Source organism: Neisseria sp. HMSC073G10 (assembly GCF_001812605.1).
GTDB lineage: Bacteria > Pseudomonadota > Gammaproteobacteria > Burkholderiales > Neisseriaceae > Neisseria > Neisseria subflava_A.
Genome location: NZ_KV809536.1, coordinates 443,762 through 464,566, shown reverse-complemented (window position 1 = coordinate 464,566; position 20,805 = coordinate 443,762). Strand labels below are relative to the sequence as shown.

The following is a 20,805-nucleotide window of genomic DNA, read 5'->3' as shown; positions in this document are numbered from 1 at the left end:
GCTTTAAAACCATCCTTGAGTGGAGACGGGCTTATCTTCATTCAGTTTAATCAGTCCGATGACTACACGGTAAATAAACCAAATGGCAGTTACCAACAAAATCAGCCAACCAATTAAGATAAGTGTAGTAAAAGTTCCCAAAACCGTACCCACTAAAGACACCCAAAATGTCTTAATCAAATAATCGATATGACTGGCGTAAATACTGCCTTGAGCCTCATCGCGTTTAACATACGCCATAATCACACCGACAACGGGGGTAAACAAAATCAATAAGCCCACAGCATATGTAACATAAGCAATAAAAACATAGTTTTTTACGTCAGAGCTGGGCGTGTTGACCACATTTGTCGCCGTATCATTGAAGCTGTGGTCTTTGACTTCCTGACGCTCGTACTGCATAGCCGCATCATAAGCCAGACGTTTTTCCGGATGAGACAATACTTCAAACGCCTGTCCGATGGCTTTAAACCGATCCGCATCTTTCTGAATATCCGGATTGGCCACCAATTTGCCGTAAGCTTCGCGGATAACGTTAATATCAGCATCCTGAGACACGCCCAAGATTTCGTATAAATTTAATTGTTCCATCTGTATTCCTATCCTTTATGAATCGACTGCAACATGAACATCTTGCGGGTTGAGCGTCCGCAGGTTTTCAGGTTTCATGCCCACGATAAACCCACGTTTGCCGCCATTGATAAAAATCTCGTCCAAAGCCCAAATGCTTTCTTCCACATAAACCGGCAACGCGGTTTTCATACCGAACGGCGATGTCCCGCCGACCAAATATCCTGTCCATTTCGCCGCCTGATCCACCGTTGCCGGCTCGATGTGTTTCAAGCCCAGTTCACGCGCCAGATTGCGGGTGGAAATATGTTTGTCGCCGTGCATTAAAACAACCAAGCCTTTTTTATACTCATCCTGCAAGACAATTGTTTTGATGACTTGATGCTCGGGCTTGCCCGTACATTCGGCAAAACGCGCCGTACCGCCGTGTTCTTCATACGCGTAAACATAAGGGATAAAATCGATTTTTTTACTGCGTAAAAAGCGCACCGCCTGCGTAACCGGATATTCTGCTTTACTCATGGTTGCTTTCCACCATCCTTTTCAGACGGCCCCTCTTAAATGTGGAACGTAAACAACTGCAATGTTACCATACCTTCTTTTTGAAATCAGGAGACAACATGGACATCCGCTATCTTGGCACAAGCAAACGCTATTCGGAAGCCGTCGTAGCCAACGGCTTGGTTTTCCTCTCCGGCATGGTTCCGGAAAATCCTGAAGCCGATGCCAAAGCGCAAACTGAAAATGTTTTGGCGCAAATCGATTCATGGCTCGCACAATGCCAATCCGACAAAGCCCATATTTTGGAGGCCACCATCTATCTGCCCGATATGAGCGACTACGCCGCCATGAACGAAGCCTGGGACGCATGGACAGCACCTGAGCGCGCTCCGGCCCGCGCCTGTGTGGAGGCGAAACTGGCTTCGCCCGACTGGAAGGTTGAAATCAAAATTACCGCCCTTCAAATCAAATAAAGCACAAATATCAGGCCGTCTGAAAACGCCGCTTCAACCAAGCAAGCGCAGTTTTTCAGACGGCCTTTATTCTTTTGAGGTACAATACCGCCCTTAAATTTTTCTATTATTTCAAAGCACAAACAGCCATGTCCAAAAAAACCAAGCAAGAATTAGAAAACAACAAACTCAGCAAACGCCTGCGCCACGCCGTCGGCGATGCCATTAACGATTTCAATATGATCGAGCCGGGCGACAAAATCATGGTCTGCCTCTCCGGCGGCAAAGACAGCTACGCCCTTTTAGATATTCTGCGCCAGCTTCAAGCCAGTGCGCCGATTGATTTTGAACTGGTCGCCGTCAATCTCGACCAAAAACAGCCGGGCTTCCCTGAAGAAGTATTGCCGACCTATCTCGAAAGCATCGGCGTTCCCTACAAAATCGTTGAAGAAGACACTTATTCCACCGTCAAGCGCGTATTGGAAGAAGGCAAAACAACTTGCTCGCTGTGCAGCCGTTTACGCCGCGGCATCCTCTACCGTACTGCAAAAGAATTGGGCTGCACCAAAATCGCCTTGGGACACCACCGCGACGACATCCTCGCCACCATGTTCCTGAATATGTTTTACGGCGGCAAACTCAAAGCCATGCCGCCTAAATTGGTGAGCGACAACGGCGAACACATCGTCATCCGTCCTCTCGCGTATGTCAAAGAGAAGGACTTGATCAAATATGCCGAGCTGAAGCAATTCCCAATTATCCCATGCAACCTCTGCGGCTCTCAGCCCAACCTGCAACGCCAAGTCATCGGCGATATGTTGCGCGATTGGGACAAACGCTTCCCCGGCCGTATCGAGTCTATGTTCTCCGCCCTGCAAAACATCGTTCCATCGCATTTGGCCGATACCGAACTTTTTGACTTTGTCGGCTTAGAGCGCGGTCAAAGCCTGAAACACGGCGGCGACTTGGCGTTTGACAGCGAAAAAATGCCGGAACGTTTCTCCGACGGCAGCGAAGAAGACGAAAGCGAAATCAAAATCGAACCTCAAAAAGCCGAACGAAAAGTCATCAATATTCTGGCAAACAAACCTAAAACCTGCGGTATGTAAACGCGTTTAAACGTTCAGACGGCCTTTCGGTAGCTATTGACTGAAAGGCCGTCTGAATATTTAGGCATATTTTCATTTTCTTGCATAAACCTTTATCGCAATCCGGCAAAACGCCCTCATAATAGCGCCGTTATCCACCCCTCTATCAAAAGGAAAACCATGACCACCATTCTGATTATCCTCGGTTTGATCGCCATTGTCGTCGGTATTTTGGGAACGATTTATCCCGCCCTGCCCGGATTGGGTTTGATGTTTGGTGGTGCATGGCTGTTGGGTTATGCCGGCGATTATCAAGTGTTTGGCTCGGGTACGCTGACCTTTTTGGCTATCGTTGCCGTATTCGGTACTGCGATGGACTATGTGGCGGGTGCGTTGGGGGCAAAATATACCGGCGCAAGTAAAACAGCGGTTTGGGGGGCATTTATCGGCGGTATCGTCGGCGCATTCTTCTCCATTCCCGGCTTATTGCTCGGCCCGTTGACCGGCGCGGCCATCGGCGAATTTATCGCACGCAAAGACACATGGCAGGCAGGCAAAGTCGGTATCGGTACGTTCATCGGCTTTATCATCGGCACCGTGGCCAAAATCGGCTGCGCCTTGACCATCGCACTGACCATCCTGTTTGTTTGGTTGGCCTCGTTGTTCTAAGACAAAACATTAAAGGCCGTCTGAATTTCAAGCATTCAGACGGCCTTTTCATTTCACTATTTATTTTTCTTATTTGCCGCAGCAGGCTTTGTATTTTTTACCGCTGCCACACGGGCAAGGATCGTTGCGCCCCACTTTTTCGCCTTTGCGGCGGACGGTTTGCGGTTTATTGATGATGGCCTGCCAGTACCAGTAAATATCCAGCAGGACGTGCGGCAAATCAGATTCCAGCTGGGTCAGCTCTTTTTCATTGAGATGCAAGATGACTTCGCCGTTTTCCTCATCGTCATAGATGCCGCCCAAAGCCATAATCGGATAGAACAAATCTTCAAACTCTTCCTGATCGACTGCTTCAAACCAATCGGTAGGCACAATATCCAGTGCGTAAAGATAGGCGTTACACCAAGTGTAGAAATCTGGATTGCCGGCTTCATCTTCATAAAACCACAAATCAGGCAGAATTTTTTCGTTGAGCTTCATGCGCATATCGGCAGCCATTGCCATGACCAAACGCTCGATTTCGGTGCGCTCTTTGGCATCAAACAAAGATTCCTCACCCAAAATCTCAGGCAGCCAGTTGGTCGGGTTCAAAGCATCCGGACCGCTCAATAAAGCCATCATAAAACCTTGAACTTCATCACAACGCATGGTGTTGTGGGCTTCGGATTTGGCATCCAGCAATTCCATTAAGCGGCTGCGTGCCGCTTCATCAAAAGTCAGTATTTGCATTTTTGTTCCTTAAAATAAAATCGTATTATTGTTTTCAGACGGCCTGGGTATGGATACGCTGCCGCATTTGTTCAAACAGACAAACCGTTGCCGCCATCGCGACATTCAGAGATTCGGTTTGCCCCAACATAGGGATTTTGACACAGGCATCGGCCTTCTCTTTTACCGTTTCGCTCACGCCGCTGCCTTCGTTGCCAAACACCCAAGCACAAGGTTGACTGAGGTCCATTTCATACAAACCGATATTGCGACCGCCCAAGGCAGTTGCCCAAATTTGATGCTGATACCTTTCCATCCAAGCGGATAATTCCACTCGGATGAAAATAGACAGCAGAAAATGCGCACCCATCCCCGCTCGCAACACTTTAGGCGACCAGATATCCACGGAATCATTGCCGCACACGATTTGCCTGACTCCGGCTGCTGCCGCACTGCGCAAAATCGTCCCAGCATTGCCGGGGTCTTGTACCCGCTCCAATACCACACAATCGCCGTCTGAAGGCAAACCTGCCTGCTGCGGAATATCAATCCAAGTCATCACATCATCGGCATCGGTCAGACTGGTGATTTTAGACAGCGCTTCGTTACCGACCCAAGTAATCAATCCCTCGTCCAACTGCGCCGCAATTTCTTGAATTTCAGGATGCTGCTGTTTCTTTTCAGGCAGATAAACCTGTTTGGGCGTACCGCCGCTTTGCAAATAAGTTTGCAGTAGATGTACGCCTTCCAATACGGTTTCACCGCTTTCACGCCTTGCTTTGGCCTGCGTCAGCAGACGGAATAAATGTTTGAGCTGTTCGTTTTGAGCAGAGGTAATCAGTTTCATGGAGCGCATTATAACTGTTTTGACTTCGTTGAAGCTATGCTTTCAGACGGCCTGACGGTTTTGCTTCGAAAATAAAAAACCCTTGCAATGAAGCAAGGGTTTCACATGATTTCATTTTTTACTGCACAACAGTCTGCTGCTCATTTTTTTGCTCGGTGCGGACAGTCGGACGATTTTCAATTTTTCCATCTTTTGCCGCATTCGGCACAACAGTCTCGCCAGGCTCGGAAGCTGCTTTATCACTAGGCGTACCGCTTACCGGAATGATATTTTGCGCAGGCTGAACATTAGACTTCTCTGCAACAGGCATAGCGTCACGAGAAGTTTGCGGTGTAAATTGCCATACAGCAACAGCAATCGCACACACGCTTGCAGCGGCTGCGAAGAATTTGAAGAAGCCACTATTGGCCGCTTCACGCTGAGCATATTTTTCCTGCTTACCTTCAGCTTCGGCTTGGGGCACTGTAAATGCTTTGCTTTGCATGGTTTCACCGGCAACACTCGCCGCCGCACCCTGACGGATACAGTCGCCGATAATGTGGTACTCATGCCAAGCGCGCATAGCTTCCTCGTCTGCCAATACGGCATCCAGCATCTCATCAGTCAATGCTTCACCGTCCATCAATGCAGACACATACTCCAATGCTTTATTTGTTTTGTCGTTCATTTTTATTACCACCTTTGATCTTCAGAAGTATCCAACAGCGGCCGCAAATCTTTTGCAATCAGTTCACGCGCTCTGAAAATACGCGAACGTACAGTACCTATCGGACAATCCACTACCCGAGCTATTTCTTCGTAAGACAAGCCATCCATTTCCCTAAGCGTAATGGCTTGACGCATATCGTCTGGCAGTTGCGCGATGCTTGCTTCGACGGTCTGCAAGATTTCCCGATTCATCATTTCAGCTTCCGGCGTATGGTAATCCGCAATCTGATCGGTTAAATCAAGAACATCTCCCTCCTCATTGGCTGCTTCCGAACTGACAAAAAACTGGCGACCCGAAGTGGTTAGAAAATTCTTTGCCGTATTGATACCGATACGGTACAGCCATGTATAAAATGCACTTTCTCCACGAAAATTTGCCAATGCACGATAAGCCCTAATCATTGCCTCTTGGGTTACATCGTGTACTTCGTGCTCATCCTGAATAAAACGGGAAATCAGTCTGTTTAGCCGACGCTGATACTTGGACATCAGCATCTCGAATGCCTTATGGTCACCTTTCTGTGCGCGCTCCACCAAAACTTGATCTATTTGGCGATCGTTCATATTCAACCTTTAATCGTTTTACTGCTTTAAACCAAAAATAGTAAAGCGTGCTGTGCACAGTAAAGACAGCAACGCTTTGAAATAGTTCCACGAGATTACACTCAATTGCCAAAGTTTATTCGTATAGATACTCTAACATTGACTATATTTCTTGATATACATGTACTTAATAAAAGTAGTTTAATTACTAATAGTTACTAAACTTAGAGTCAACTACTTTATCTTTTGCTATATATTTGGCTAACTTTTCATGAGCAGGTAAATAACCTTGTTCCATTCGAACATCGCTTCCCACCCGAAGATTAACAACAGCAAGGCACTTGTTGCCCATACTTAAGATAATCGGCCAATATTTACGGACGAATGGCACAATATGACACTCTTGCAATAGTTTTTCGACTGATTTTTCCCTCTCTCCCGAATGAATCACATCACCTTTGGCCACACTTCTAAGTACCGCCGGCTGCTCCAACTCCTCTTCTGACAAACCTCCCTTCAACGGTAATAAAACGAAACCGTTTTCCAACAAAATATCTTTCAGACGGCCTCGAACTTCCCTGCCATTACACCAAGGCAGTTTTTGAAACTCACTTTCCTGACAAACAAACAGCTTATCCCGATATGCGACCAGTTCTCCGTCTGACAAATTCAACTGCGCCTGATCTGCGGTTTCTAACACTCGGGCAAAATCGGCAATACTGTGATAAGAAGGCAATGATTCCGTTTGCTTTCGCAAAAAATACCAAAGCAAACGACGACGCAAAAGCGGCGTACATTGCCGCCACAGACTGATGCTGAATATGCCGTTTGGACTGATGCGCTGGTATTCAGACTCAATCAATTCATCTAAAAGCTGCAAATCTTCCTGCAATAATCGAACATTGGCACAAATTTGCTGTTCAAAATTCGGAATACGCTGCTGCCATTGCGGCAAAGCCTGATTTCTCATCCAATTGCGTAAATAGCCGGAGTCTTCATTACTTTCGTCTTCAACAAAAGACAATCCCCATTGTTGCGCATACTCAGCCAATTCCTGACGGGAAAATGCCAAAAGCGGCCGCCAGATTTGAATCTCTTTATTTAAATCACGCCACACCGGCATAGCTGCCATACCGCGCAATCCACCCCCGCGCACAGCCGACAACATAAATGTTTCGATTTGATCATTGCGGTGATGGGCCAAAACAATAATTTTCTTCAGGCCGTCTGAAAATGCCTGATATCGGGCAGCCCTGGCCGCAGCCTCCAAACCTTTTCCTTGTTTTTCCACATTGACACGGCACACCCGAAAGGCAACATTCAAACCCCGACAATAATCCTGACAAAATTTTGCCCAACTGTCGGCATTAGTGCTTAAACCATGATGAACATGGACGGCACGCAAATCAAAATAGCAAAATTCGCGCATCCGATGCAAAAGATGCAGCAGGACGACAGAATCCAATCCACCACTCAAGCCAACTTCAAAAACAGTGTGGCTCGGCAAATCAGGAAAAGCTGCTTGAAAACTTTTAAATAGGGAATCAGGGGATACTTGCGACATTTCAGACGGCCTGAAATTGTGAATTACTCAAAAATAGAACACAAAAAAAGCAAGCAGCGACATCTGCTTGCTTTTTCAGCAGTCAAACTTATTTATCGGTAAATTTACCGTAAGCCATGATACGGTCAAAACGGCGAGAAAGCAAGTCAGGCATGGGCATACTTTGCGCTTCGCTTAATTGCTGTTCCAAAACGGTTTTAACGTTTTTCATCGTGGTTTCAAAATCACGGTGTGCGCCGCCCAAAGGCTCATCAATCACTTTATCGATGACATCCAATTCTTGCAGGCGTTTGGCGGTAATACCCAATGCTTGCGCGGCATCTGCTGCTTTTTCAGCAGTTTTCCAAAGAATAGAGGCGCAACCTTCGGGAGAAATCACCGAATAAGTCGAGTATTGCAGCATATTGACGTAGTCGCCGACAGCCACTGCCAACGCGCCACCCGAACCGCCTTCGCCAATGATGGTGCACAGTACCGGCACATGCAGGCGGGTCAGTTCGTACAAATTACGGCCGATGGCTTCAGACTGGCCGCGTTCTTCTGCTCCAATGCCCGGATACGCGCCCGGGGTATCGACAAAGGTCATGACCGGAATATTGAATTTTTCGGCAGTCTGCATCAAGCGCAGTGCTTTACGGTAACCCTCAGGACGCGGCATACCGAAATTGCGGCGGATTTTTTCTTTGGTATCGCGGCCTTTTTGATGACCGATAACCATCACGCTTTGGCCGTTGAAACGCGCCAAACCGCCGACAATGGCATGATCGTCAGAATAATGGCGGTCGCCGTGCAACTCTTCAAAATCGGTAAAAATACCGTTGATGTAGTCCAAAGTATAAGGACGCTGCGGATGGCGGGACACTTGTGAAGTTTGAGCCGGAGTCAGCTTGCTGAAAATCGACTTGGTCAACTCGTTGCTTTTCTTTTGCAGTCTGGCAATCTCGTCGGAAATATCAACGGCAGATTCGTCTTGTACGAATCGCAACTCGTCGATTTTATTGGTTAATTCGGCGATGGGTTGTTCGAAGTCCAAAAAAACGGGTTTCATAAAACAAAGCTCTCGGTAACGGTTGCTGACATGATACGCTAATCAGACGTATTTGACAGCATTTCTCAAAGGGAAACTGCCATCTTTTGCAATAAAAAATCTTTCAGACGGCCTTTAACAAAGAAATAGTATATCTGCACTAAACGAATGAAGTGCCGTATCTTATGATAAACTTCAATTCAGTTCAATCATTTCAAACAGGCTATGAAAAACGATCATGACAATTCGTCCATGCGCTTGGACAAATGGCTGTGGGCCGCACGCTTTTTCAAGACCCGCGCGCTGGCACAAAAACATATTGAGCTGGGCAGGGTTTTGGTAAACGGCTCGAAGGTGAAAAACAGCAAAAATATTTCTGCCGGCGACACCATCGACATGACTTTGAACTCCCTACCCTACAAATTCAAAGTTGCCGCACTCAATCATCAACGCCGCCCGGCACCGGAAGCGCGTTTACTCTACGAAGAAGACATGAAAACGGCTGCCGAACGCGAAGCTCAAAAACAGCTCGACCAAGCCAGCCGCATCAGTGCTGCTTATCCGGACGGACGCCCAACCAAACGCGACCGCCGCCAGCTTGACCGTATGAAGCGCGATAGCTGGTAAGCGTTGAATCCATTGTTTCAGACGGCCCCATATCCATGCCGCCTGAAAACCAAAAACAGGCAGAACATCCTGCCTGTTTTTTATTTGTGATGATTAAAATTTATATTCTAACTGACCACGAATAACATTTACGCCCTGCTTATCTGTGCCGACGGTAGGCGTAACCTGTTTGCCGGCCAAATAGAAGCCTTTGAGTTTCCAGTTTTTCCAAGGAATATAGGTCGCACCGATTTGCACACCTTGGACGTTTTTGCTGTAATCCTCAACAGAAGAGACACCGGACAACGAACCGACACGGCGGTAGTTCAAGAATACGTCGTAAGAATTGCGGACGTTCCAATCGGCTGATTTATAGCGCACTTCAGTGAACACGCCATCATTTTTAATTTTTTGTCCGGCATCATTATAGGCTTTGATATTGGACTTGCTAACCGCCGCCATCCAATACCAATCGTCATTAAACTTGATGTCCGTACCGATTTCTCCGAAGACCGCATTTTTCTTCGCACCGCGTACATCGATGTCTTTCATGTAGCTAACGGTTGCGCCGACGTTGATATTCTCATTCACAGGCAACATGCTTTGCACCGCGGCAAAATGTCTGCGACGGCCGCCAATGCCCCATGCGTTGTCGTTCAGATTGCCAGTACGGCGACCCGCATAGATTTTAGTAGGCAGGGTTTTATTGTCGAAGAAAATTTCGCCGCCGGTTACTTCGGTATCCCATACGCGACCGTATGAAGAGAACGCACCAAATTTACCGACACGCGCTTTAATATTGTTGTACAAAGTACCTTCGGCATACAGTTTATTCACCGGAACATCATGATCGCCGTTGAACTTACCGGTTTCCAAATCAATATTCGGCTCGATTTGCGCAACCAATTTCCAATCTTTGTACAGTTTCGCGCGTAACCAAAACTCCGCATTAAAGTTGGCATTGGTGTCTTCAGGCGTCGGATTGATACCGCTGTTATTGGCATTGATGTCTTTGGTATCCGCACGCACGCGCAAGCCACCATTCACAGTCAACAAATCATTGAAAATACTGATTTTATCGTCATCTTTGCGAATAATACTGCCAGAATTGACGTAATCATTGGGGGTAGCCAAAGCTGCCGCATCACGTCCGCCATCAGCATTTTCTGCCAATGAATAAGATGATGAAGCCAATAAAATACAGGTTGCAATCAGTTTGGTTTGAAATTTCATGCCGACTCTCCAAAAGAAAGTATTGAAAGTGAAGTATTCGATAAAGCATACAAAATTATGAATTTTGTATAAATTATTCATTTTATTTACTAATTATTTTTATCGTATGTAAATTAGTGTAATCAGTCAAGCAGATTTAAACGCTTTATCCTCTTTCAGACGGCCTCTTGATTCAGGTCAAACGGAAGCCTGCTCATCAGGCTGTTCAAACTGCCATTTCAAGGCATCGGCCAATGCCGTCCTGCGTTTTTGATGGCATCCCACAGCTTTACATAATTCCTCTGCATTTCCCCAAAACACGAAACGTTCACGCGCACGGGTAATGGCTGTGTAAAGCAGAGCCTTATCCAAACCTCGGGCTTCCTCTTCGCTCTCTGTTGTCGCAGGCACTGACGGGGGCAACAGCCATACTTCCCGATATTCCGAACCTTGGCTCTTGTGCACAGTCATGGCAAAAGCCGATTCAAAATCCGGCAAACGGCTGATGGCAATTTTTTTGAATCCATCTTTCTCAGGAAAATAGGCAGACAAGCCATTCAACGATTCTTCATCTTTCATAATCAGCCCGATGTCGCCGTTAAACACTTCCAGCATGTAATCATTATGCGTAATCATGATGATTTGTCCGGCAAACCAAGGCATTTCGCCCGAAACCTTGCCTTGTCGTTGCAAGTATTCTTGATAAGCCTGATTTAAATCATCCGCATCCTGCCGCCAAGCTGCCAATACCACCACATCGGCAGCATGACCATAGGCGAGTGCAACATTATTCTCTGCCACGGCCTGCCAATAATCCTGTTGCTTTTGATACAGCAAGGCGACCTGCTCTTTCAGACGGCCTGATTTCATTTCCAATTCTTTGGGGAACTTGTCAAACTGTTCGACCGCAGTTTGCTTTTCCCCGGACACCACCGCCCTTGCCAAACAGCCGATACCGCTGTCTGCACCAAAACGGTGGCTGAACGTCAATTTAGCATTGTTTTGCGATAAAGCCTGTGGCTGTCCTTTAATCTCAAAACCATGATCGGGCAGGTAAACTTCCAACTTTTCAGCAGTTTCTTTATCCAAAGCCGTCGGACGCGACAATGCTGCCAACACGGCTCCCAAGCCAACCGACGGCAACTGGTTTTCATCGCCAAGCAACACCAAACGACAGCCGCTCGGTACGGCACGCAACAAATCCAATACCAGCGGTAGATCCAACATCGAAGCCTCATCCACCACCAAAACATCCAAAGCAAGCGGATATTCATGATTAAATGCAGGGCGCATTTGCGGCGGCCGCAGTTTCAGCAAACGATGGACAGTCTGCCCTTCCAAGTTTTCTAAATGAGCTTTAATGCTCGGAGACAAATCAAAACCATCCAAAGCACGTTGCAAGGCCCGTGCCATATGCGCAGCCGCTTTGCCCGTCGGCGCCGCCAACGCAATATGGGGCAGCTTCGTACTGTTATTACAAATCAGACCCAAAAGCTTTGCTACGGTCGTCGTCTTACCCGTACCCGGCCCGCCGGTAATCAGCATAAAGTTTTGCAGCAAAGCCAAAGCCGCAGCATCCCGTTGCTCTTTACTGTCTTTAGTATCAAACCAATCGCTCAGACTTTTTGAAGCCGCCATAAAATTCACTTCTTCCGCCTCGGCACTTGCCAGCCGTTTGATTTCAATAGCCAAATCATGCTCCAACTGCCACATCCGCCCCAAAAACAATTTCCGGCCTTGCAGGATAAGCGGTTTATCCGCATTACCGACCAAGTTCGGCAAGTTGCTTAAGGCATCGACATCCGCTTTATCCAAGTAAATAAACGAATGCCCGTTTTGCAAGGCTGCAAACAGTCGAACCACATAAGGCTCAATAACGGATGCGCCCTGTACTTCGTGGCGGCGGAAAAACGCTATGGCCGCATCTGCGGCAGAGGAAAGGATAGAGTCGGTCGGATTCATGGCTCAGAATTGATTGATACGGAAAAAAGAAAGGCCGTCTGAAAAACAGCGTTTCCATAAATGAAAACCTATTTTTCAGACGGCCTCTATTATACCTTTCAAAGCATAAAATATTTGCCTGAAATAATAACCTTATTGCAGCACTTGCAGGCTGCCGTCTTTCATGGTCATTACCCGGTCGAAACGCTCAGCCAGCTCGTCATCATGGGTCACCACAATCAGGCTGGTGTTTAATTCGCGTTTCAAATCCAGCATCATGTCCAACACATTTTGCGCATTTTTACGGTCAAGGTTCCCTGTCGGCTCATCTGCCAACAGGCATTTCGGCTCATTAACCAAAGCACGGGCAATCGCCGCACGCTGACGCTCACCGCCGGAAAGTTCGCTCGGACGATGCAGCATACGCTTGTCCAAGCCAACCTTTTTCAGCATCTTGACAGCCTTCTCCTCAGCCATCGCCTTGGGCATTTTGCCGATTAAAAGCGGCATCATGACATTTTCCAACGCAGAAAACTCAGGCAATAGATGGTGGAACTGATACACAAAGCCCAAATAACGGTTGCGCAATTCGCCCAACTGTTTTTGGCTCAAGCCGCCCAAATCCTGATCCATCAGTATCACCTTGCCTTCAGACGGCATATCCAAGCCACCAAGAAGGTGCAGCAATGTGGATTTACCGCTGCCTGACGAACCAATAATACTCACGCTTTCCGCTTCTGCAACTTCAAAATCCAAATGATTCAACACTTGTACATTCAATGCGCCATCATTATAGCTTTTGCCAACGCCGGTACATTTCAAAATTGTCTTACTCATAACGCAAAGCCTCCGCAGGTTGGGTTTTTGCAGCACGCCAGCTCGGATACAGTGTGGCGATAAATGCCAAGCCAAGCGAAATGCAGGCAATAACGGCGACATCCTTCAAGTTCACATCGCTAGGCAGGTAATCGATGAAATAAACCTGTGAGTTAATCAAATGTACGCCAAATAGGTCTTCAAAAAACGCGACAATCTTACCAACATTCCACCCCAACAATACACCGCATACCACGCCCACAAGCGTACCAAAGAACCCCGCAAATGCGCCCTGTACCAAGAAAATCTTCATGACCCCACCCGGGGACAAACCCAAAGTGCGCAAAATCGCAATATCGGCTTGTTTTTCCGTTACCGCCATTACCAAAGAAGAAACGAGGTTAAACGCAGCAACCGCGATAATCAGTGTCAAAATGATGAACATCATGCGTTTTTCCAACTCAACGGCTTCAAAATAGCTGCGGTTGTTAAACGTCCAGTCGCGCACCCATACTTCATCTTTTTTAGCATCAGGAATCAACTTGGCAATGAAAGACGGCGCATTCTGAGGATCAGCCAATCGTAAACGCAGCCCACCGACATTTTCTCCCAGTCGATACAAGACTTGCGCATCCTTGATATGCGTCATGGCCAATGTGTTATCGACTTCATATACACCGGTTTTTACCACACCGACCACATTAAACTGCTTCAAGCGCGGCACTACACCGGCAGGAGTAACATTCCCCTCAGGCGTAATCACTGTAACCTTGCCACCAATCTCCGTGCCCAATGCCTCAGCAAGCCCTTGACCCAAAATAATATCAAATTCGCCCGGCTTCAAATCGTCGAAACTGCCGGCCGGCATATCCTTGCCGTAATCAACGACATTTTTTTCTTCAGACGGCAAAATACCGCGTATTTGTACACCGCGCACTTCTCCTGCATTAGCAAGCAAAGCCTGATCGGAAACATAAGGCGCGCTGGCCAATACTTCCTTTTTGCCTTTTACAAATTCGCGCAAACTCTGCCAACCCGGCGCACTGCCGACATCGTAATAGCCGATTTCTGCATGAGGTGCGACGTTCAACAATTGACCTCGTATCTCTTTCTGAAATCCGTTCATTACCGATAACACCACAATCAGCGCCGTTACACCCAAGGCGATACCGACGATTGAAATCATGGTAATAAATGACATAAAGCCATTGCGTTTTTTCGCACGCAAATAGCGCAGGCCTATCCAAGTTTCTAAAGAAGCCATTCAAAAATGCCTCATTCGTTTGTCAAAAATGGCTTATTGTACCGTAAAACCGACAGGTCGTCCGATTGCCCGACTGATGTAGCATTCAGGGATAAAGTGTATGTAAAACCATGTATCTTCCCGTAAATTCCGCCGAAAAACTTGCACAATCGGCCAATCGCCCTTATTCTGAAGCTGTGACACACTTTGTCACCATCAAAAAGGAAATACACTAATGAACAGCAAAAAATTCTTGGCCCTCGTATCCGTAGCTGTAGGTTTGTCATTCAGCTTCAATGCATATGCCGCCAAAGAAATCAAAATCAGTTCAAACAATACCGCTTACTCCGACGCCGATGTTCAAAAACTGGCAGCCACTGCTGTCGGCATGGGCGTAAAAGAACCTGTCAGCCTCAACAGCGGAAACGGTGTTGTTACCGTATCCGGCAGCAGCGCAACCAAATGCGCATTTAAAGTCGGCAACGGTGATACGCCTCAAATTCAAGGCGTCAGCTGCAAATAATCTGATTTCATCAATGAAAAGGCCGTCTGAAAAACATTCAGACGGCCTTTTTATATTGGCATTTAAGATTGGATATTTCTTCTATCGTAAACAGCCTGTGCCAAAGTACCGGCATCCACATATTCCATCTCGCCGCCCAAAGGGATTCCCCTTGCCAACCGGCTGACTTTATAAGGAAGATTTTTAAACAATTCCGCCAATACATACGCTGTCGCGTCGCCTTCGGCTGTGAAGTTGGTTGCAATGATAATTTCCTCAATATCACTCGCCTGCAAACGGGCAACCAGCTTATCTAATGCCACTGCCGAAATATCCATGCCCTGCGCCGGACTGACTTGCCCCATCAAAACAAAATACAGGCCATCATGGCAATTAGCCGCCTCCATACTGGAAACATCCGCCGGCATATGCACAATCATCAAGCGGCTTTTCTCACGTTTTTCGTCGGCGCAAATTTCACACAAATCGCCTTCGCAAAATGTATTACACATCCGACAATGCTGCACCTGTCTTAAGGCAAACTGCAAAGCATCCACCAACTCCTGCGCTTCTTCGCGTTTGTACTGTAAAAGCTGGTAAGCCATGCGTTGAGCGGATTTCGGGCCGACATTAGGCAGGATTTTTAATGCATTAATCAAGCGGACAAAGGCATCAGGATTTTTACTCATGATTTCAGACGGCCTTTAAAAAGATAGCTAAAAATAAGAAAACAGCCGGAATTCATCCGGCTGCCCTACTCTAATATTCTGCTTATTCGGCAGCATTATTAACTTGTTGTGCACCTTGCGTACGATCGATTTTCTTATCCAAATACTGGAGCAAGGCATCGAAAACATTGGCGGAAAGCTGCTGAACCAAAGCCTGTTTAGCAGCCGGAATCTGTGAATCGGCATTTTCAGGAGCAGAAACGCTCTGAACTTCCATAATCACCGGCGCAGGCATACCTTCCAACAATGTATACGCAGGTTTGCCGCCGACAGGACGCGCTTTCAGCAAAGCTGCATAAGCCTCCGGAGACATGGTTTTACGTGCATCTTGTGCGCTCAATTGAGAAACAGGCGACCATTGAACATCAGCAGCTTTACCGGCTTTCAATGCGGCCAAAGTTTCCTGGGCTTTTTTCTCTGCCAGTTTGGCGGCTTCAGAGCGCTGATATGCTGCACGGACATTGTCTTTGACTTCCGCAAATGGTGCGATTTTCTCTTCGCGCACTTCTTTCGCACGAATGACCCAAACGGTATCGTTGTTGATGGCGATCACTTCAGAATTGTGTTTTTTCTTCAGTACATCATCACTAAACGCGGCATTAATCAACGCTTCAGGCAAGCCGGCTTCCTTCGCGCCCGCTTTGGTCACCCATTCATCCAGGCTTTCCACTTTCAAACCTGAATTGGCGGCTGCTTTTGCCAAAGAAGATGGATCATTAAAGGTATCTTCACCCAGTTTTTCTTTCGCAGCATTAAAGGCAGAAGCTGCTTTTTTCAGTTTCAAGGCTGCTTCGATACGCGCCTTGGCTTGTTCCAAAGTCGGCTCAGCTTCGACATTCAAAACTTTAATAACGTGATAACCCAAAGACGATTTAACGGTATCGCTGACTTCGCCTTTACCCAATGCAAATGCCGCTTTATCGAATTCAGGTCCAAAGCCACTGCCGCCGCTTTTGCTCAGATAGCCCAAATTGCCGCCTTTATTGCTGCTGGACAAGTCTTTGGAGTACTTGGCCGCTAGCTCGGCAAAAGCATCTGGGTGCGCTTTGAGTTCTGCAGCCATTTTGTCTACTTCGGCTTTAATTTCCGCATTGCTTGCTTCATCTCCGTTAGGCATAACCGGAATGAAAATATGCGCAATTTCCGCTCTTGGCGACAAATCTACGCTTTTGCTGTCATAAGCTTTTTGTACTTCTTCTGCACTGACGGTTTGCTTGTCAGCCAAATCCTTGATGTTCAAAGCCACATATTCCAGCTTAACGGCTTGAGGAATCAAGTAATCTTTCTTATGCGCTTCATAATACTTTTGCAAAGCCGCATCATCTACTTTTACTTGTGCCGCAAATGCTTCAGGGCTGAAAGTAAATGAACGGATGGTACGTGTTGCTTGAGTCAGGTTAATCAACTGACGCGCTTGCGCATCGCTGACCAACGCACCGTTTTGCACCAAATTCAACAGATTTTGCAACTGAAACTGTTCGCGGATATCTTCAACAAACTGATCCTCGGTCATTTTGCGATGATCCAAATACTTCTTGAGCAAATCCTGACTGAATTTGCCGGAAGCATCATGGAAATTCGGATCATCCACGATAACTTGCTTTATTTGTTCCTGAGACACAGCAATGCCCATCAGCTTGGCACCCTGCTTCAGGTAAGCTCGTTGCAATAAAGATTGGAATATAGCATCACGCGAAGGCGCATTATTGCCGGCAGCCTGCTCATTCTGTATCGCAATCTGTAAAGCATGCTCGCTGACCTTCTCATCCCCGACTTTAACAATGTAATCAGAACCCGGCGAAGACAAGTTATTGGCACCGAATCCGATAAAGGTCAGACCGATGATACCTAAAACAATCTGGGCGGGTGTTTTATATTTTTCAACAATATGGAACATATTTATCCGAAAGAAAAGTTTGGCGCAGCAGCCGGAAAATGCTGCCGCAAAAATCTTAAAATCCTGAAAACAGGCTCAAAGCGCGTATTGTAACGTATTTTTTCGAGGCTTGCTTTTTCAGACGGCCTAAAAACCTAAAAATGCCTTATCCGAAAATTTCCTGGTACGCTTCTACTGAAAATCCGACATAAACCTGCCCTTCTTTGACCAATACAGGCCGCTTGATGATACTGGGATTCTCCACCATCAAAGCAATCGCACCTTCTCTTGTGGTGGCAGATTCCTGCGCATCTTTATCCAACTTGCGCCAAGTCGTACCTCTTTTATTGAGCAAAATTTCCAAAACTACCTGCTCCAGCCAGCCATCAATCAATTCGGCAGTCGGGACGTTTTTCTTAAAATCTACAAATTCAAACTCGATGCCGTTTTCCGCCATCCAACTACGCGCTTTTTTAACCGTATCGCAATTGGGAATACCGTATAGTTTTATCATCTTATTTATCCTTAAGTTTATTCATAAAATCACAAATTCAGGCCGTCTGAAACTTTTCAGACGGCCTGAATTGAATGCTACTTATTTCTTAGCAGCTTTCTTCACTTTAATCTTCACGCTTTTACCTTGAGCATTATTTTTATGCCCAGCTTTGACAGAAGCTGTTTTCGTCTGCGCTTTTTTCTTGCTTACGGCTTTAGGTTTGCTTGACTTGGCAGGCTTGGAGGCAGGTTTACTTTTCACCTTGCTCTTCTTTGCCTTCACGGGAGTAGCCAACGCTTCATCAATTTCTTTAGCCGAAAGTTTACGCTTACGCTTTTCGACAGGCTTGTCAGCAGCTGTCGGCTTACTCACAGGTTTCGCTTTTCTTCCGCCGCGTTTCTTACCGACTGAACCGCCGCTGATTAAGGTCAAATCAATCTTGCTGGTATCCAAATCGGCACGCGCGACTTTTACAGTAACCGTATCGCCCATGTTGAAACGGACACCACTACGCTCGCCCTCAATTGCCATAATTTCAGGACGGAAGTTGAAATAATCCTCTCCCAAATCGCTGATGTGTACCAAACCGTCGATATGAATATCGTCCAAGGTTACAAAAATGCCGAAACTGGTCATGCCCGAAATCTTACCACTGAAGACTTCGCCGACTTTGTCGCGCATATAATAAGTTTTCAGCCAGTTTTCCACATCGCGGCTGGCATCATCGGCTCGGCGCTCGCAGAAAGAGGTATGCACGCCCAAAGCCTGCCAGGTTTTATTGGGTTGGTAAGTTTGCCCGTTCAACACAGCCTTAATGGCACGATGTACCGTCAAATCGGGATAACGACGGATAGGAGAAGTAAAGTGTGCATATGCGCTATAAGCCAGACCAAAGTGACCGTCGCAATGCGGCTCATAAACCGCCTGCTGCATAGAACGCAACATCATCACTTGCAACAACTCCGCGTCCGGACGGTTTTTAAATTGTTCTGCAAGCGCAGCATAGTCTTTCGGCGTCGGATTATCACCGCCACCCAAACTCAGCCCCAGTAAACCAAGCTGCTCGCGTAAAGTGGCCAGTTTTTCGGGAGTCGGACCCAAGTGATTGCGGAATAAAGCCGTATGTTTGTTTTTCAGCAAAAATTCTGCCGCGCAAACATTCGCCGCCAACATACATTCTTCAATCAATTTGTGCGCATCGTTGCGGACGACGGGAACGATCTTATCGATTTTACCGTTGTCGTCGAAAATCATCTGAGTCTCAACGCTCTCAAACTCAACCGCGCCACGCTCAAAACGTTTTTTCTGTAAGATTTTAAATAACTGATACAGAGTATCAATTTGCTGCTTAAACGGATGATCCTGGCCGTCTGAAATCCAATCCCAAACTTGATTGTAAGTCAGTCGCGCATGAGAACGCATTACTGCCGGATAGAAACGGTATTCCTTGATATTGCCTGCATAGGTAATCACCATATCGCACACCATACACAGGCGTTCGACATCAGGATTGAGCGAGCAGATACCGTTGGACAACTTCTCCGGCAGCATCGGAATCACGCGGCGTGGGAAATACACGCTGGTACTGCGTTCCTGAGCATCTACATCAATTCCGTCATCAGGACGGACATAATGGCTGACATCGGCAATCGCCACCACCAAACGGTAATTGCGGCCGACTTTTTCAGCAAAAACCGCATCGTCAAAGTCCCGCGCAGTTTCGCCGTCAATGGTTACCAAAGGCAAATCGCGTAAATCCACGCGCCCTTTCAAGTCGGTTTTACGCACATGATCAGGAATTTTCTTCGCGGCTTTGACACATGCTTCGCTGAATTGATGAGGCAAATGGTGCTTGCGTACAGCGATTTCAATTTCCATACCTCTGTCGGCATAATCGCCCAACACTTCAATCAGCTTAGCCACAGCAGGACGATGCGCTTCAGGATACGTCTCAATTTCAGCCACAATCACCTGGCCGGATTGCGGTTTAAAGTGCGCCACGCTTTCAGGCTCTAACACGATACTTTGGCTCAAACGCTTGTCTTCGGCTTCCAAAATAGCCACGCCGCGATCCATATAAAAACGGCCGACCACTTTAGACTGCGCACGCTCCACCACATCCAAAACCGTACCTTCACGACGGCCTCTGCGGTCGATACCGGCAGGACGGACAGTAACAATATCCCCGTGCATCACGCCGCGCATCTGACGCTCATACAAGACAAAATCGCCCTCTCCTGTCGGCGTTAGCGGCACGGCAAAACCAAAGCCGTCTTTATGCGCTTCGACACGGCATTTAACCAATGCCAATTTTTCTGCCGCACATACCGCACCACGTCGGTTGATCAACACCTGACCATCGCGCGCCATCGCTTTCAGACGGCGTTCGAAGAATTCATATTCATCTTCTGTAATCGACAATTCATGTGCCAAAGCTTCGATTTTTGTCGGCACACCTTTTTGTTCCAATAATTCAATGACCCACTCACGGCTGGGCAACGGATGAGCGTAACGTTGTTTCTCCCGCTCCAAATACGGGTCTTTTTCTCGTAAATTTAAAGATTTAGTATTTTTGTTCATTTTGATAGTTGACATTCTTTTTTTAAAATATATAATAGTTGCTTCTTCGCAGTTCAGGTAGTCAACTGTACCTTAATTTGAAGAATAAAGCAAAGCCCAGGTGGCGGAATTGGTAGACGCGCTAGCTT

General features: G+C 46.9%; 21 protein-coding genes and 1 tRNA gene (1 of these 22 running past the window's edge). 6 read left to right on the top strand and 16 right to left on the bottom strand.

Translation table 11 applies throughout. The features are described from left to right. Window positions 1-3: 3 nt before the first annotated feature. Entirely contained in the window at window positions 4-591 is a 588-nt protein-coding gene (locus tag HMPREF2865_RS10580) for a DnaJ domain-containing protein (protein ID WP_070647076.1), read from the bottom strand. A 15-nt stretch (window positions 592-606) separates the two neighbouring features. Further along, window positions 607-1,092, bottom strand: coding sequence for an aminoacyl-tRNA deacylase (locus HMPREF2865_RS10575; protein WP_070647073.1), 486 nt, complete (start codon window positions 1,090-1,092; stop codon window positions 607-609). A 98-nt stretch (window positions 1,093-1,190) separates the two neighbouring features. Here HMPREF2865_RS10575 and HMPREF2865_RS10570 point away from each other — a divergent pair, with 98 nt between their 5' ends. The 3 genes from HMPREF2865_RS10570 to HMPREF2865_RS10560 all read left to right on the top strand — a co-directional run bounded on the left by HMPREF2865_RS10570 (window position 1,191) and on the right by HMPREF2865_RS10560 (window position 3,280). Further along, a complete protein-coding gene (locus HMPREF2865_RS10570; protein WP_070647070.1) occupies window positions 1,191-1,544 on the top strand; it encodes a RidA family protein in 354 nt (117 codons plus the stop codon). Between the two features lie 128 nt (window positions 1,545-1,672). After that, a complete protein-coding gene (gene ttcA, locus HMPREF2865_RS10565) occupies window positions 1,673-2,632 on the top strand; it encodes a tRNA 2-thiocytidine(32) synthetase TtcA (RefSeq protein WP_070647067.1) in 960 nt (319 codons plus the stop codon). Window positions 2,633-2,791: 159 nt separating this feature from the next. Then, window positions 2,792-3,280: a DUF456 domain-containing protein gene (locus tag HMPREF2865_RS10560; protein WP_070647064.1), complete on the top strand. Its 489-nt coding sequence runs from the start codon at window positions 2,792-2,794 to the stop codon at window positions 3,278-3,280. 69 nt (window positions 3,281-3,349) lie between these two features. On the opposite strand, the gene HMPREF2865_RS10555 is transcribed toward HMPREF2865_RS10560, so the two are convergent. The 6 genes from HMPREF2865_RS10555 to HMPREF2865_RS10530 form a co-directional block, all read right to left on the bottom strand. Then, entirely contained in the window at window positions 3,350-4,009 is a 660-nt protein-coding gene (locus HMPREF2865_RS10555) for a YecA family protein (RefSeq protein WP_070647061.1), read from the bottom strand. Window positions 4,010-4,043: 34 nt separating this feature from the next. Then, window positions 4,044-4,835 carry a TrmH family RNA methyltransferase gene (locus HMPREF2865_RS10550; RefSeq protein WP_070647212.1) on the bottom strand — a complete coding sequence of 264 codons (792 nt, stop codon included), beginning with the start codon at window positions 4,833-4,835 and terminating at the stop codon, window positions 4,044-4,046. Window positions 4,836-4,953: 118 nt separating this feature from the next. After that, entirely contained in the window at window positions 4,954-5,502 is a 549-nt protein-coding gene (locus HMPREF2865_RS10545) for a sigma-E factor negative regulatory protein (RefSeq protein WP_070647057.1), read from the bottom strand. Window positions 5,503-5,507: 5 nt separating this feature from the next. Continuing rightward, window positions 5,508-6,107: an RNA polymerase sigma factor RpoE gene (rpoE, locus tag HMPREF2865_RS10540; protein WP_036493687.1), complete on the bottom strand. Its 600-nt coding sequence runs from the start codon at window positions 6,105-6,107 to the stop codon at window positions 5,508-5,510. Window positions 6,108-6,294: 187 nt separating this feature from the next. Continuing rightward, window positions 6,295-7,650 carry a tRNA lysidine(34) synthetase TilS gene (gene tilS / locus HMPREF2865_RS10535; protein ID WP_070647055.1) on the bottom strand — a complete coding sequence of 452 codons (1,356 nt, stop codon included), beginning with the start codon at window positions 7,648-7,650 and terminating at the stop codon, window positions 6,295-6,297. An 88-nt stretch (window positions 7,651-7,738) separates the two neighbouring features. Further along, on the bottom strand, window positions 7,739-8,698 hold the full coding sequence (locus HMPREF2865_RS10530; protein ID WP_070647052.1) for an acetyl-CoA carboxylase carboxyltransferase subunit alpha: 960 nt from the start codon (window positions 8,696-8,698) through the stop codon (window positions 7,739-7,741). Window positions 8,699-8,902: 204 nt separating this feature from the next. Between HMPREF2865_RS10530 and HMPREF2865_RS10525 the strand changes: the two genes are divergently transcribed. Continuing rightward, complete coding sequence (locus HMPREF2865_RS10525; RefSeq protein ID WP_003679090.1) at window positions 8,903-9,304, top strand: RNA-binding S4 domain-containing protein; 402 nt, start codon at window positions 8,903-8,905, stop codon at window positions 9,302-9,304. Window positions 9,305-9,397: 93 nt separating this feature from the next. Here HMPREF2865_RS10525 and HMPREF2865_RS10520 read toward each other — a convergent pair whose 3' ends face one another. The 4 genes from HMPREF2865_RS10520 to HMPREF2865_RS10505 form a co-directional block, all read right to left on the bottom strand. Further along, a complete protein-coding gene (locus HMPREF2865_RS10520) occupies window positions 9,398-10,597 on the bottom strand; it encodes a hypothetical protein (RefSeq protein ID WP_070647050.1) in 1,200 nt (399 codons plus the stop codon). A 96-nt stretch (window positions 10,598-10,693) separates the two neighbouring features. Then, window positions 10,694-12,457, bottom strand: coding sequence for an exodeoxyribonuclease V subunit alpha (recD, locus tag HMPREF2865_RS10515; RefSeq protein WP_070647047.1), 1,764 nt, complete (start codon window positions 12,455-12,457; stop codon window positions 10,694-10,696). Window positions 12,458-12,589: 132 nt separating this feature from the next. Beyond that, entirely contained in the window at window positions 12,590-13,273 is a 684-nt protein-coding gene (gene lolD, locus HMPREF2865_RS10510; RefSeq protein ID WP_003683651.1) for a lipoprotein-releasing ABC transporter ATP-binding protein LolD, read from the bottom strand. Beyond that, entirely contained in the window at window positions 13,266-14,516 is a 1,251-nt protein-coding gene (locus HMPREF2865_RS10505) for a lipoprotein-releasing ABC transporter permease subunit (RefSeq protein WP_004519734.1), read from the bottom strand. Before HMPREF2865_RS10505 ends, lolD begins: the two co-directional genes overlap by 8 nt. A 214-nt stretch (window positions 14,517-14,730) precedes the next feature. Here HMPREF2865_RS10505 and HMPREF2865_RS10500 point away from each other — a divergent pair, with 214 nt between their 5' ends. Beyond that, window positions 14,731-15,018 (top strand): hypothetical protein, encoded by a 288-nt coding sequence (locus tag HMPREF2865_RS10500; protein ID WP_003683377.1) that lies wholly within the window; start codon window positions 14,731-14,733, stop codon window positions 15,016-15,018. A 62-nt stretch (window positions 15,019-15,080) separates the two neighbouring features. Here the strand turns inward: HMPREF2865_RS10500 and recR are convergent, their stop codons facing one another. The 4 genes from recR to rnr all read right to left on the bottom strand — a co-directional run bounded on the left by recR (window position 15,081) and on the right by rnr (window position 20,677). Beyond that, the gene (gene recR / locus HMPREF2865_RS10495) at window positions 15,081-15,686 is read right to left on the bottom strand and encodes a recombination mediator RecR (RefSeq protein WP_003679078.1); all 606 of its coding nucleotides are present in this window, start codon (window positions 15,684-15,686) and stop codon (window positions 15,081-15,083) included. A gap of 82 nt (window positions 15,687-15,768) precedes the next feature. Then, window positions 15,769-17,622, bottom strand: a complete 1,854-nt coding sequence (locus HMPREF2865_RS10490) for a SurA N-terminal domain-containing protein (protein ID WP_070647044.1) — start codon at window positions 17,620-17,622, stop codon at window positions 15,769-15,771. A gap of 145 nt (window positions 17,623-17,767) precedes the next feature. Further along, window positions 17,768-18,115, bottom strand: coding sequence for an ArsC family reductase (locus HMPREF2865_RS10485; RefSeq protein ID WP_070647042.1), 348 nt, complete (start codon window positions 18,113-18,115; stop codon window positions 17,768-17,770). A gap of 81 nt (window positions 18,116-18,196) precedes the next feature. Next, window positions 18,197-20,677, bottom strand: a complete 2,481-nt coding sequence (gene rnr, locus HMPREF2865_RS10480; RefSeq protein ID WP_141752544.1) for a ribonuclease R — start codon at window positions 20,675-20,677, stop codon at window positions 18,197-18,199. Between the two features lie 94 nt (window positions 20,678-20,771). Between rnr and HMPREF2865_RS12270 the strand changes: the two genes are divergently transcribed. Beyond that, window positions 20,772-20,805 (top strand) — tRNA-Leu (locus HMPREF2865_RS12270) (it continues 176 nt past the right edge of the window).

What these genes read in the sequence shown, in the direction of transcription:
- HMPREF2865_RS10580 (WP_070647076.1), bottom strand. Translation starts at nt 591, where the DNA reads ATGGAACAATTAAATTTATACGAAATCTTGGGCGTGTCTCAGGATGCT.
- HMPREF2865_RS10575 (WP_070647073.1), bottom strand. Translation starts at nt 1,092, where the DNA reads ATGAGTAAAGCAGAATATCCGGTTACGCAGGCGGTGCGCTTTTTACGC.
- HMPREF2865_RS10570 (WP_070647070.1), top strand. Translation starts at nt 1,191, where the DNA reads ATGGACATCCGCTATCTTGGCACAAGCAAACGCTATTCGGAAGCCGTC.
- ttcA (WP_070647067.1), top strand. Translation starts at nt 1,673, where the DNA reads ATGTCCAAAAAAACCAAGCAAGAATTAGAAAACAACAAACTCAGCAAA.
- HMPREF2865_RS10560 (WP_070647064.1), top strand. Translation starts at nt 2,792, where the DNA reads ATGACCACCATTCTGATTATCCTCGGTTTGATCGCCATTGTCGTCGGT.
- HMPREF2865_RS10555 (WP_070647061.1), bottom strand. Translation starts at nt 4,009, where the DNA reads ATGCAAATACTGACTTTTGATGAAGCGGCACGCAGCCGCTTAATGGAA.
- HMPREF2865_RS10550 (WP_070647212.1), bottom strand. Translation starts at nt 4,835, where the DNA reads ATGAAACTGATTACCTCTGCTCAAAACGAACAGCTCAAACATTTATTC.
- HMPREF2865_RS10545 (WP_070647057.1), bottom strand. Translation starts at nt 5,502, where the DNA reads ATGAACGACAAAACAAATAAAGCATTGGAGTATGTGTCTGCATTGATG.
- rpoE (WP_036493687.1), bottom strand. Translation starts at nt 6,107, where the DNA reads ATGAACGATCGCCAAATAGATCAAGTTTTGGTGGAGCGCGCACAGAAA.
- tilS (WP_070647055.1), bottom strand. Translation starts at nt 7,650, where the DNA reads ATGTCGCAAGTATCCCCTGATTCCCTATTTAAAAGTTTTCAAGCAGCT.
- HMPREF2865_RS10530 (WP_070647052.1), bottom strand. Translation starts at nt 8,698, where the DNA reads ATGAAACCCGTTTTTTTGGACTTCGAACAACCCATCGCCGAATTAACC.
- HMPREF2865_RS10525 (WP_003679090.1), top strand. Translation starts at nt 8,903, where the DNA reads ATGAAAAACGATCATGACAATTCGTCCATGCGCTTGGACAAATGGCTG.
- HMPREF2865_RS10520 (WP_070647050.1), bottom strand. Translation starts at nt 10,597, where the DNA reads ATGAATAATTTATACAAAATTCATAATTTTGTATGCTTTATCGAATAC.
- recD (WP_070647047.1), bottom strand. Translation starts at nt 12,457, where the DNA reads ATGAATCCGACCGACTCTATCCTTTCCTCTGCCGCAGATGCGGCCATA.
- lolD (WP_003683651.1), bottom strand. Translation starts at nt 13,273, where the DNA reads ATGAGTAAGACAATTTTGAAATGTACCGGCGTTGGCAAAAGCTATAAT.
- HMPREF2865_RS10505 (WP_004519734.1), bottom strand. Translation starts at nt 14,516, where the DNA reads ATGGCTTCTTTAGAAACTTGGATAGGCCTGCGCTATTTGCGTGCGAAA.
- HMPREF2865_RS10500 (WP_003683377.1), top strand. Translation starts at nt 14,731, where the DNA reads ATGAACAGCAAAAAATTCTTGGCCCTCGTATCCGTAGCTGTAGGTTTG.
- recR (WP_003679078.1), bottom strand. Translation starts at nt 15,686, where the DNA reads ATGAGTAAAAATCCTGATGCCTTTGTCCGCTTGATTAATGCATTAAAA.
- HMPREF2865_RS10490 (WP_070647044.1), bottom strand. Translation starts at nt 17,622, where the DNA reads ATGTTCCATATTGTTGAAAAATATAAAACACCCGCCCAGATTGTTTTA.
- HMPREF2865_RS10485 (WP_070647042.1), bottom strand. Translation starts at nt 18,115, where the DNA reads ATGATAAAACTATACGGTATTCCCAATTGCGATACGGTTAAAAAAGCG.
- rnr (WP_141752544.1), bottom strand. Translation starts at nt 20,677, where the DNA reads ATGAACAAAAATACTAAATCTTTAAATTTACGAGAAAAAGACCCGTAT.